The sequence below is a fragment of the Xanthomonas sp. F1 genome, from assembly GCF_014199855.1.
In genome coordinates, this window is the sequence record NZ_JACHOK010000002.1 from 532633 (window position 1) to 545491 (window position 12859).

The following is a 12859-nucleotide window of genomic DNA, read 5'->3' on the forward strand; positions in this document are numbered from 1 at the left end:
CGCCGATCCGGCGCCACGCGCCGGCCGCGATGCGGCACATCACACAGGAGCAGGCCATGCCTCGATGCGTTTCCTTCCCGCTTTCCGCGCCGCGCGCGCGGGGTCGCCGATGAGTGGGCACGGCGTGCATCGGCACAGCGCCCCGTGTGCGCATGGCGGCGCCGACGCGATGGGCGACGCACTGGATCCCTCGCGGCGCCGCTTCCTGCAATGGAGTGCGCTGGCGGTGGCCGCCGGGCTGCTGCGCTTCCCGCTGGACGCCGCCGCGTCCACGCCCGGGCGTGTGCAGGCGCTGCCGCTGCAGCAGGTCACGCTGAAGCCGTCGCTGTTCCTGGATTCGCTGCAGACCAACCGCCGCTACCTGCTGGAGCTGGAGCCGGACCGCCTGCTGCACAACTTCCTGCAGTACGCCGGCCTGCCGCCGAAAGGCGCGGTGTACGGCGGCTGGGAGGGCGACACCATCGCCGGCCATACGCTGGGTCACTACCTCAGCGCGCTGTCCAAGATGCACGCGCAGACCCGCGATCCCGTGCTGCGCGAGCGCATCGACTACATTGTCGCCGAGCTGGCGCGCGCGCAGGCACAGGACCCGGACGGCTACGTCGGTGGGCTCACCCGCAAGAACGACAAAGGTGCCATCGACAGCGGCAAGGTGGTGTTCGAGGACGTGCGCCGCGGCGTCATCAAGGGCAGCAAGTTCAATCTCAACGGCAGTTGGTCGCCGCTGTACACGGTGCACAAGCTGTTCGCCGGCCTGCTCGACGCGCACGCACTGGCCGGCAACGCACAAGCGCTGCAGGTGCTGCTGCCGCTGGCCGGCTATCTTGCCGGTGTGTTCGACGCGCTCGACCACGCGCAGATGCAGACCCTGCTGGACACCGAGTTCGGCGGCCTCAACGAGTCCTACATCGAACTGGGCGCGCGCACCGGCGATGCGCGCTGGATCGCCATCGGCAAGCGCCTGCGCCACGAGAAGGTGATCGACCCCGCCGCGGCCGGGCGCGACGAACTGCCGCACATCCACGCCAACACCCAGGTGCCCAAGTTCATCGGCGAAGCGCGCCAGTTCGAGGTCGCCGGCGATGCCGATGCGGCCGCGGCGGCACGCTTCTTCTGGGAAACGGTGACCGCGCACTACAGCTACGTGATCGGCGGCAACGCCGACCGCGAGTACTTCCAGGAGCCGGACACCATCGCCGCGTTACTGACCGAGCAGACCTGCGAGCACTGCAACAGCTACAACATGCTCAAGCTGACCCGGCACCTGTACCAGTGGACGCCGCAGGCGCGCTACTTCGACTATTACGAGCGCACGCTGCACAACCACACCATGGCCGCGCAGCACCCGGCCACCGGTATGTTCACCTACATGACGCCAATGATCAGCGGCGGCGAGCGCGGCTTCTCCGACAAGTTCGATTCGTTCTGGTGCTGCGTGGGCAGTGGCATGGAAGCGCATGCGCAGTTCGGCGACGCGATCTACTGGCAGGACGCCACCTCGCTGTACGTGAATCTCTACATTCCCTCGCAGCTCGATTGGAGCGAGCGCGACCTGGCGCTGGAACTGGACAGCGGCGTACCCGACAACGGCAGGGTGCGCCTGCAGGTGCTGCGCGCCGGCGCGCGCACGCCGCGGCGCCTGCTGCTGCGGGTGCCGGCCTGGTGCCAGGGTCGCTACACCCTGCGCGTGAACGGCAAGCCGGCACGCGTGGCGCTGGCGGATGGTTACCTCACGCTGGAGCGCGACTGGCGCGCCGGCGACGTCATCGACCTGGACCTGGCCACCCCACTGCGGCTGGAGCACGCCGCAGGCGACGCGGACACGGTGGTGGTGATGCGCGGGCCATTGGCGCTGGCCGCGGACCTGGGGCCGGTGAGTACGCCCTACGATGCGCCGGACCCGGCGCTGGTGGCCGCGGCCGATCCGCTGCGCGGCTTCGCCGAGCTGCCGCAGTCCGGCCATTTCCTGTCCAACAGCACGCAGCCGCCGGGCCTGACCTTCGTGCCGTTCTACGCCCAATACGAACGCCGCAGCGCGCTGTACTTCAAGCGCATGGGCCCGGCCCAGTGGGCGCAGGAGGCGCAGCGGCGGGCGCGTCGCCAGGCCGAGCAGGACAGCCTGCGCGCGACTGCGGTGGACATGATCCAGTTCGGCGACGAGGCCTCCGAGCAGGCCCATCAGTTGCGCAGCGATACCTCCTTCGGCGGCGCCTACCGCCGCCAGCAGTGCCGCGACGTGCGCGGCAAGGGCTTCGTCGAGTTCCGCATGCGCGGCAGCGCGCAGCCGCTGGCGCTGCGCCTGCGCTTCTGGGGCAGCGACAAGGGCCGCTTCAACATCCTGGTCAATGGGAAACTGGCCGTGGAAGTGGCGGTGGAGCGCGGCCAGGTGATCGATTTCGTCGACCGCGACTATCCGCTGCCGCCGGCGCTGACCCGCGATGCGCAGCCGCTGACCGTGCGCATCGAACCGCAGCACGGCGACACCGCCGGCCCGCTGTTCGGCGGCTGGTTGATCCCGGTGTGATGCGAACCATCGGCATCGCCCCGTGTGGTTGCAGCGTGTGCCTGTCGTGGTCGCATCTGCGCGACACAGCGCCATGCTTCGGCACGGTCGCCGCGTGCAGTGCGCAGCCACGCGCGACCATGCATGATTCCGCACGCGAAACCGCGAATCGCGACAAGACGCGGCCGCGCATCCACGGCACAGTGTGACCGCGTGATGAAATTCTGATCGCATTGTCGTACCGGCCGTGGCGCCGGCGCGCGCCACCGGAGCGCCGCCATCGTCGTCGGACGTCATCGCAGGAGCGGGGAGCCGCGCACAAGCCGTGCGCGCAGGACATCGGCCTCCCCGCGGTGCGCCAGGTCGTCATGGCTTGGCGCAGGCATGCCACCGCAGGCGCCGTGCAGGCGCCACCGTCCAGCAGGTCCGTCCGTCGGCATGGCGCCGGCGCGGCATCGTTCGGCCTGCGTTTCCCGCTGTCCCGTCTCGCCATCGCCCAGGAGTCCGCTCATGTCGTTTTCGTCGCCACGCCCCTCTTTCCGTCATGCCGCCACGCCGCTGGCGCTGGCGGTCGCCACCGTCTTGTCGCTGGGCAGCGCGGCAACGGCGCAGGCGCAGGAGGCGAGCGCAGACAGCGCCACGCAGACCCTGGACAGCATCGTGGTCACCGGCTCGCGCCTGCGCCGCGTCGACACCGAGACCGCCAACCCGGTGGTGACCATCAGCCGCGCGCAGATCGAGGCCACCGGCAAGGCCACGCTGGGCGATCTGGTGCAGGAGCTGCCGTCGATCGCCGGCAACGCCACCAACCCGAACACCAACAACGGCGGCGGCACCGGCGCCTCGGTGATCTCGCTGCGCGGCCTCGGCGAGAAGCGCACCCTGGTCCTGGTCAACGGCACGCGCCTGGCCAGCAACGACGTCAACGCGATCCCGGCGACCATGATCGAGCGGGTGGAGGTGCTCAGCGACGGCGCCTCGGCGGTGTACGGCTCGGACGCGATCGGCGGCGTGGTCAACTTCATCCTGCGCAAGGGCTTCGACGGCGTCGAGGCCAGCGCCGACTTCGGCACCAGTTCGCGCAGCGACGGCAACCGCCGCAACTTCTCGCTGACCGCGGGCAAGACCGGCGAGCGCGGCAGCATCGTCGCCGGCCTGTCCTACCACGACATCGACCCGGTCTCGGCCGGCGAGCGCGCCTATTCCAAGGATGCGCTGTCGCTGATCGACGGCGTCGGGGTGAAGCAGGGCTCCTCGGCCACGCCGACCGGCAGCATCAGCTTCAACGACGGCTCGGCCGCGGCCAAGGCGCTGGCGGCGCGCAACGGGTGTTCGCGGGTCACCTTCAACGGCGGCAGCAGCCCGACCAACGCCAGCCAGTACCACTGCTACGTCGCCTCGACCGATTCCTACAACTACCAGCCGTTCAACCTGCTGCAGACTCCGCAGGAGCGCACCAACGCCTTCGTGCTCGGCAGCTACCGCTTCAGCGATCACCTGGAAGGCTACGTCAACACCTATTTCAGCAAGACGACTTCGTCCTCGATCATCGCGCCGATCCCGATCTTCGCCAACGGCGACAACTTCCTGGTCTCCTCCGCCAGCTACTACAACCCGTTCGGGGTCAACTTCGGCACCGACCGCAGCACCGGCACCTCGTACAACAACTTCAATACGCGCGCCACGGTGCTCGGAAACCGGCAATACCAGTACAACACCTACAATTTCCAGATCAATCCGGGCCTGCGCGGCAGCTTCGGCGACAGTTCCTGGCAGTGGGATGCCAGCCTCAACTACGGCAAGGTCAAGCAGAAGTCGATCAACCAGGGCTTCCTCGACTACGCCGGCTTCAATGCCGCCGTGGGACCGTCGTTCCTCGCTGCCGATGGCACGGTCAAGTGCGGCAGCGCCGGCGCGGTGATCGCCGGCTGCACCCCGATCGACGTGTTCAACCTCAACGCCGCCAGCAACAAGGCCGCGCTGGAAGCGCTGGTGGTCAACCCGATCGTCACCAACGTCTACACGCTCAAGCAGTTCGAGGCCAATGCCAATGGCGAGCTGTTCGCGCTGCCGGCTGGCACCGCGAGCCTGGCAGTGGGCGTTTCCTATCGCAAGGAAAGCACCAGCACCGCTGCCGATCCGCTGTGGACCGGCGACGAGAACGGCATGTGCGGCGTGCTCGAGTACTGCGCGTCCGTGCTCGGCGGCAGCTTCAGCGTCAAGGAGGCCTATGCCGAAGCGCTGTTCCCGCTGCTGGCCGGGCTGCCCGGCGTGCACTCGCTCAACCTGACCGTGGGCACCCGCTTCTCCGACTACGACACCGTCGGCAGCAAGACCAACAGCAAGGTCTCGCTGGAGTACCGCCCGATCGAGAACCTGCTGCTGCGCGGCACCGCCTCGCAGGTGTTCCGCGCGCCCAACATCAGCGAACTGTATGCCGGCGTGGCCGGCGACTCGCCGTCGGTCACCGATCCGTGCAACGGCTACACCGGCGGCCATGCCGCGGCCTGCACCAACGTTCCTACCGACGGCAGCTACCAGCAGGCCAACAACCAGGTCGGCGCCAAGGCCTCCGGCGCGGCAGTGGCCGGCTACCAGCTCAAGCCGGAGACCGGCATGTCCTACGACTTCGGTGTGGTCTACGACCCGGGCTGGGTCGAGGGCCTGTCGATGAGCGCGGACCTGTGGAAGATCAACCTCAAGGACACCATCACCCAGGTCTCTGCGCAGACCGTACTCAACCAGTGCTACGCCAACGACGCCAGCGCGTTCTGCGCGCTGATCCACCGCAACGACAACGGCACCGTCAACTACATCGCCGAGCCCACCGTGAACCTGGGCAAGCTGTGGGCCAGCGGCGCGGACTTCAGCCTCAACTACCGCCTGCCGGACACCGCCTGGGGCAGCTTCAGCGCCGGCCTCAACGGCACCTACGTGATCCGCTACGACATCAACCCCGACACCACCGACCCCAGCACCGTCACCATCCACAATGCCGGCAAGTACACCTACGCCTACGGCAACTTCCCGCGCTGGCGCGCGCTGGGGACGTTGAACTGGAACCTGGGCGACTGGAGCGCGTCGTGGCGCATCCGCTACATCGGCCGCACCGAGATCGGCAGCGCCGACACCCGCCAGAGCCTGTCGGCCGATGCCGACCAGCCCGCGGTGGTCCGCGACATCGGCGCCTACGTCTACCACAGCGTGCAGGTGGGCTATCAGGTCAAGCCGTGGAACACGCGCTTCGAAGTCGGCGTGGACAACCTGGCCGACCGCCAGCCGCCGCTGTACTACGCCAACAATGTCACCAACGCCAACACCGACGTCGCCACCTACGATCTGCTTGGCCGCTACTACTGGGCGCGGGCGACGGTGAAGTTCTGATCCGGCGCCTGTTTGCGCAGGCGAGCGGATGACAGTGCCGTGGCGGCGGAGCCCGCCGCGGTACGCTCGGTTGATGCGATTCTGCGCCATCGGCGTTGAGCAAGCGCGGCGTGCGGATTGCGCGGGTTGGCTGCTGCATCTGACGCGGCGCGTTATACGATTGCGCCGCGTACCCGGTAAAGACGGAAGCCCACTCGTAGGAGCGGCTTCAGCCGCGACGCGGCATTACCGGTGATGCCTGTCGCGGCTGAAGCCGCTCCTACACGACAACGCCGTGTCCCGCCGAGTTCCCGGCAAAGTGGGTGACTAGCGGTGCCCCTCAGTCGAGCAAGGCCAGCAGATCCTGATGCAGGGCGTGCGGAATCCGCACGCCTTCGCTTTGGCTGCGTTCCCGCGCCTGGTAACGGCGTTGCGACGGCAAGCGCGCCCCGGTGGCCTCGTAGGCCGCAAAAAAGGCTTCCGCACGTGCCAGATGCGCGGCCCGGTCGGCGCCGAGAAAGCGTGCCGGATCCAGCGCCAGGATGAGTTCGCCGTGATAGGGCGCCGCGCCAGCGCCGGCATCGTGGGCCAGCGACTCGGCGCTGGTGAGGTCGCCGATCAAGGGGCCGGCGATCAACTCGATCATCGCCGACAGCGCCGAACCCTTGTGCCCGCCGAAGGTCAGCATCGCGCCGCCATCGGCGACCGCGGCCGGATCGGTGGTCGGCGCGCCCGCCGCGTCGACGCCCCAGCCTTCGGGAATCGGCTGGCCGGCACGGCGGCGCAACTCGATCTCGCCACGCGCCACCGCACTGGTGGCGAAATCGAACACGAAGGGCGGCGCGTCCACACGCGGCCAGCCGAACGCCAGCGGGTTGGTGCCCAGCAGCGGCGTGCGCCCGCCGGCCGGTGTGACCCAGGCATGGCTGGGATTGCAGATCAGCGCGACCAGACCGGCCTCGGTGATGCGTTCGACTTCCGGCCACAGCGCGGAGAAATGCACGCACTGGTTGATCGCCATTGCCGCCAGGCCATTGGCACGGGTCTTCTCGATCAACAGCGGCAGCCCACGCTCGAACGCCAGCAGCGAAAACCCGCCACGCGCATCGACCCGGACGATGCCGGGCGCATGGTCGTGCACGACAGGCTCGGCATCGCCCGCCACCTTGCCGTTGCGCAGCGTCGCCACGCAGCCAAGTGTCCGGTACAGCCCATGCGAGGCGCAGCCGTCGCGTTCGCCCGCGACGATGGTGTGGGTGAGCGCCTGCACGTGCGGCGGGCTGAAGCCGGCGTGGGAGAGGATGCGCTCGACCAGGGCGGTGGCCTGGTCCAGGGACAGGGTGATGGTGTGGCTGGTGGTCATCGAAAAATCAGGGGGCGGGAGGGAGGGTTTGATTCTCGCCCGCACTGAGCCTGGTGAGAACCGTCAGCGCGAACCGGGTGGCTTGGACCCGATTGCAATGAGGTCCATTGGTTCACGGCGAGCTGCCATTACCGAATCGGGAGGCAGCGTCGCCAGCGAGGCGCTAAAATTCCTTGACAGCCATCCCTGAATCAGATTGATAATCCGGCACGGCCATCGCTTGGCCCGAAGGGGATTTTCGTTCGACCGCTTGCCTCGCGCCTTGGCGCGATGGGTTTGTATCGTTGCGATTTTGGTTATCGCGATACTCGCTGGAGCCTCGCGATCGTTCAGGGGGATTCGGCCCGCATCGGGCTGAAAGGGAAGAGGCAAGCGATGTTCAAGGCTAGGCTGGTGATCGGCATGGTGTTGCTGTGCCTGTGCGCGCGTGCGTACGCGGCAGACGACGTGGCGCCCTATGAGGAGTACGAAAAGAAGATCAAGGCGTCGCAGGTGGTTGGCCCGTTGAAGGGCGACATCTTCGGCGAAAGCGTCAGCCTGTACGACCGTAGCGTGAGCTTCCACGCGACCGATGTCAGCGTGCCTGGCAACAACGCATTGCCAGTCGCGCTCGGACGCGAGTTCAAGGTCATGAACCGTCGCCAGGAGTACGTGGCCAAAGGATTCGGCGACTGGGAAATCGATGTGCCGCGCGTCTATGGCGAGTTCCTGGCCGGGAAGGGCTGGGTGACGACCAGCAGTTCTCCGGCCGCACGTTGTTCGTTGCCGAGTCGGCCGGATGCGGCGATGACGGTCAACGGCATCACCTATCCCGGCACTGCCGATGATGTTTGGCATGGTTACTACCTGCATGTCCCGGGGGCCGGCGAGCAGGAAATGCTGGTCGACAACCAGACCAAGACGCCTCGCCCCACCGACGGCGTCAGCCGTCCCTGGATCACCAAGGATGGCTGGCGCCTAGGCTGCCTGGCCAACGTCAGCAACTACGCGGGTGAAGGATTTCTCGCCATCTCGCCGGCGGGCGTCAAGTACTACTTCGACTATGCCATCGCGACGCAAATCAAGCCCTACGCCATGTCCTTTCAAGGGACGGGGAACCTGGCGCCGCGCGCGCGCATCGCGCTGATGGCCAGTCGCATCGAAGATCGCTTCGGCAATTGGGTCACCTATAGCTACACCGGGGACAAGCTGTCCTCGATCCAATCCAGCGACGGTCGTGCCATCGCGCTGAACTACAGCGGCGATCTGATCAGCAGCGTCCAGGCCAACGGTCAGACCTGGACCTATGGCTACGAACTCAGTACGGCGTACCCGACGCCGCAGGGCGCCTATCGTCTGAAGACCGTCACCCAGCCCGATGGGTCGCAATGGATCTACAGCATCGCCAGCGGCAACATGCTGCCGACGCGCGAGCCGCCGGCCGGTGGCGGTGCAAGCAACTGCACGTCCGAGCCGGACCCGATGAATGGTGCGGTATCGTTGCAGGTCACGCATCCGTCAGGCGCTGTTGGCGTTTTTGCGATCAGCTATGAGCGTCAATATCGCAATCACACGCCCATCATCCGCTGCGCGTTGCCCGCCGGACAGCAGCCACCTGTTCCTTATGTGCCTGGCTATTTCGACAATTACATACTGACGTCAAAGACGGTGACGGGACCAGGCCTGGCGCAGCAGACCTGGAACTATGCTGCCGACACGCCTGCAACGAAGTTCTACACCTCGGGGCAAGCCACCGATCCTTGCCCGACGTGTGTGCCGAGCAAGACGGTCAAAGTCACCAATCCGGACGGTACAGCCACGGCTTACGAATTCGGCTTCATGTACGGTCTCAACGACGGACGCCTGTTGAGCACCACGGCACTGGATGCCAGCGGCAATACGCTGTCCAAGACCAGCAACACCTACTTCGCCGACGGCGACGTGGCCGCGCAGCCGTTTCCGGCCGAGATGGGCCAATCCTTGCTGGGCATTCCCAATCCGCTGACCAATGTGCTGCGGCCGCTGCGCATCAGGACCGTGGTGCAGGACGGTGTTTCCTATACCTGGACCGCGAATGGCTTCGATGCGTTCGCGCGTACGCTCAGCGTCACTCGCGCCAGCCCATGGCATTCGCGGACGGATGCGACCGAGTACTACGACGACCTGGGCAAGTGGATCCTCGGTCAGAGCGCAAAGAACACCAACAGCGATACAGGACTGGTCGAATCGCAGACCAGCTTCGACGGCAACGCGATGCCGTCGCAGCGCTGGTCGTTCGGCAAGTTGCGCCTGAGCCTGGGCTACAACAGCGACGGTACGCTGGCGACGGCGAAGGATGGCAACGCCAACATCACCACGCTTTCCAGCTGGAAGCGCGGTGTCCCGCAATCGATCCGTTATGCAGACGGCACAACCGAGTCGGCCACGGTCAACGACAGCGGCTGGATCACCTCGACCACGGACGAGAACGGCTACACCACCAGCTATGGCTACGACACCATGGGCCGGTTGTCGAGCATTGCCTATCCGGCCAACGACACCGTTTCCTGGAACGCCACCACGCAGTCGTTCGAGCAGGTCGGTGGCAGCGAGTATGGGCTTGCTGCCGGCCATTGGCGGCAGACGGTGGCTACCGGCAACGCGCGCAAGCTGACCTATTTCGATGCGCTATGGCGCCCCGTGCTCACCCGCGAGTTCGATGTCGGCAACGAAGCCGGGACGCAGCGTTTCCAGAAGTTCGCCTACGACTACGACGGCCGCACCACCTTCAGTTCCTATCCCGGAAGCAGCGACGCGCTCAGTACGGGGACCTGGACCGAGTACGACGCCCTTGGCCGTACCACGTCGGTCTCGCAGGACAGCGAATTGGGCCTGTTGACGACACGGACCGAATACTTGAGTGGTGTCCGGACCCTGGTGACCAATCCTCGAGGCCAACAGACCACCACCGGTTTCCAAGTGTTCGATCAACCGGACTACAGCAGGCCGGTGTGGATCATGCATCCTGAGGGCGCCGTTACCGAGATTCCGCATGATGTGTTCGGCAAGACATTGGCGATCCATCGCCGCAACAGCGATAGCTCGCTGGCGGTGACCCGAAATTACGTCTATGACGATTACCAGCAACTGTGCAAGACCGTCGAGCCGGAGACCGGCGCGACGGTGATGGACTACGATGCCGCCGGCAACCTGGCCTGGTCGGCCGGCGGGCAGGGCTACACCTCGACGTCCTCGTGCAACCGCACCGACGTGGCCGCCGGCGCCAAGGTTGGCAGGAGCTACGACGCACGCAACCGCCTGGCCACCCTGGCGTTCCCCGATGGTGTCGGCAACCAGTCCTTCGTCTACACCGCCGATGGCCTGCCGGCGCAGGTCACCACCAACAACAGCAACGGCGGCAATGCCGTAGTCAATACGTATACCTACAGCAAGCGCCGCCTGTTGCTGAGCGAGAGCATGACGCAACCAGGTTCCAGCGCCTTGAGCCTCGGTTATGCCTATACCGCCAATGGCCATCCGGCCGGAGTCACTTATCCATCGGGACTGGTGTTGAACTACGCGCCCAATGCGCTGGGGCAGGCGACCCAGGCCAATGGCTATGCGCTGGGTGTGAGCTACTACCCGAACGGGGCGATCAAGCAGTTCACCTACGGCAACGGCATCGTGCACACCATGGCGCAGAACGCGCGCCAGCTGCCGGCGCGCAGCAGCGACAGCGGCGGCGGCAATCCGCTCGACCTGGGCTATACGTACGACGCCAACGGCAACGTCGGCGCCATCACCGACTACGCGCGTGGACGGCAGACGCGCAGCATGGGCTACGACGGCCTGGATCGCCTGACCAGCACGCAGTCGGCGATGTTCGGTGGCGACAACCTCGCGCGCTACAGCTACAACGTGCTGGACGACCTGACAGCGGTCAAGGTCGGTGGTAGCCGCGACTACAGCTACTTCTACAACGCCAACCGGCAACTGCTGAGCGTGAACAACAGTTCCGACAACTCGGCGGTGATCGGCCTGAGCTACGACGCGCAGGGCAACCTGTCCAACAAGAACGGCGTCAACTACGTGTTCGACAAGGGCAACCGCCTGCGCGAAGTCACCGGCGTGGAGACCTACCGCTACGACGCGCAAGGCCGCCGCGTGCTGGCGAGCAGCCCAAGCCTAGGCGACATCGTCTCGCTGTACGGGCAAGACGGCGTGCTGCGCTATCAGCGCGACGAGCGCGTCGGCAAGATCTCCGAGTACGTCTACCTGGGCGGCAGCCTGCTGGCCAAGGTCAGCAACCTGCCGACGCTGGCCTCGCCCAGCGTGACGGTTCCCGGCTACAGCAGCTCCGGCAGCTACAGCGTGCAGTGGACGACGGTGGCCTCGGCCAACCACTACGAGCTGCAGGAGCAGGCCAGCGGCGGCAACTGGACGGCGCTGTACTCGGGCACCGCGACCAGCCAGGCGATCTCCGGCAAGTCGGCCGGCAGCTACGCCTATCGCGCCCGTGCCTGCCTGGGGAGCTACTGTGGCGCGTGGAGCGCGACCGCAACGGCCGTGGTGCAATTCGCGCCCAGCGACGCGCCCAGCATCAGCGTGCCCGCCACCGGCGTGGTCGGCAACTACACCATCAGTTGGGGCACGGTCACCGGCGCGGCCACTTACTCGCTGGAGGAAAGCGCCAACGGCGGCAGCTGGAGCGTGTCCTACAGCGGCAGCGCGCAGAGCAATGCCTACAGCGGCAAGGCCGCCGGCAGCTACGCCTACCGCGTGCGGGGTTGCAATCCCGCCGGCTGCGGCCCGTACTCGGGGACCGGCACGGTGCAGGCGGTCTATGCGCCGGGCTCGGCGCCATCGTTGAGTGCGCCAGCGACCAACACCACCGGCAGCTACACGCTGAGCTGGAGCACGGTCGCCACCACGGTCAGCTACAACCTGGAAGAGAGCAGCGACGGCGGCGGCACCTGGAGCGGGATCGCCTCGGTGGGCGGGACTAGCTCAGGCGTCAGTGGCCGTGGCGCTGGCACCTACCTGTACCGGATCAAGGCCTGCAACGCGGCCGGCTGTGGGCCGTACTCGGGCAACGCCTCCACGCAGGTCATCTTCGCCCCCTCCGGCGCACCCAGCCTGAGCGCCCCGGCCAGTGCCGGCGTCAACGGCTACACGGTGAGCTGGAGCGGCGTGGCCACCGCCAGCAGCTACACGCTGGAAGAAAGCGCCAATGGCGGTGGCTGGACGGTAACGCAGAACGCCAATGCCACCAGCCAGGCCTTCTCCGGCAAGGGCAACGGCAGCTATGCCTACCGGGCCAAGGCCTGCAACGTGGCCGGCTGCGGACCGTACTCCAACACCCAGACCACGGTGGTGAATACCTCGCCACCGGCGACCCCATCCTTCAATAGCGGCTACCGCTACCTCAATACGTCGCCGGTGAGATTCGAACTCGACTGGACCGCCAGCGCGCGCGCGACGCGTTACGAGATCACGGGCGCTGTCAGCTACTCCGGCCCCAACACCAACGTCACCTTGAACAAGACCGGGTCGGTCAACACCGTGCAGGTCCGCGCCTGCAACGACAACGGCTGTTCGGCGTGGTCGGCGGCCTTCACGCCGCAGGCCGAAGGGGGGAAGGGCAAGTGAGCATCCGACACAAGAAAGCAGGA

Annotated in this window: 4 protein-coding genes; 3 read left to right on the forward strand and 1 reads right to left on the reverse strand. The window is 66.7% G+C overall.

Annotated features, from left to right (window positions below; all coding sequences use genetic code 11):
• The first annotated feature begins 109 nt into the window (after positions 1–109).
• Both GGR71_RS06945 and GGR71_RS06950 read left to right on the forward strand, forming a co-directional pair.
• Complete coding sequence (locus GGR71_RS06945; RefSeq protein ID WP_160963898.1) at positions 110–2524, forward strand: glycoside hydrolase family 127 protein; 2415 nt, start codon at positions 110–112, stop codon at positions 2522–2524.
• Between the two features lie 489 nt (positions 2525–3013).
• Positions 3014–5887 (forward strand): TonB-dependent receptor, encoded by a 2874-nt coding sequence (locus GGR71_RS06950; protein ID WP_160963896.1) that lies wholly within the window; start codon positions 3014–3016, stop codon positions 5885–5887.
• 319 nt (positions 5888–6206) lie between these two features.
• On the opposite strand, the gene GGR71_RS06955 is transcribed toward GGR71_RS06950, so the two are convergent.
• Entirely contained in the window at positions 6207–7229 is a 1023-nt protein-coding gene (locus tag GGR71_RS06955) for an Ldh family oxidoreductase (protein ID WP_184451766.1), read from the reverse strand.
• A 375-nt stretch (positions 7230–7604) separates the two neighbouring features.
• Here GGR71_RS06955 and GGR71_RS06960 point away from each other — a divergent pair, with 375 nt between their 5' ends.
• Entirely contained in the window at positions 7605–12836 is a 5232-nt protein-coding gene (locus GGR71_RS06960) for an RHS repeat protein (RefSeq protein ID WP_160962650.1), read from the forward strand.
• The last annotated feature ends 23 nt before the right edge of the window (positions 12837–12859 follow it).

Excerpts from the sequence above, each read along its gene's own strand:
- GGR71_RS06945 (WP_160963898.1), top strand. The coding sequence starts at position 110 with ATGAGTGGGCACGGCGTGCATCGGCACAGCGCCCCGTGTGCGCATGGC.
- GGR71_RS06950 (WP_160963896.1), top strand. The coding sequence starts at position 3,014 with ATGTCGTTTTCGTCGCCACGCCCCTCTTTCCGTCATGCCGCCACGCCG.
- GGR71_RS06955 (WP_184451766.1), bottom strand. The coding sequence starts at position 7,229 with ATGACCACCAGCCACACCATCACCCTGTCCCTGGACCAGGCCACCGCC.
- GGR71_RS06960 (WP_160962650.1), top strand. The coding sequence starts at position 7,605 with ATGTTCAAGGCTAGGCTGGTGATCGGCATGGTGTTGCTGTGCCTGTGC.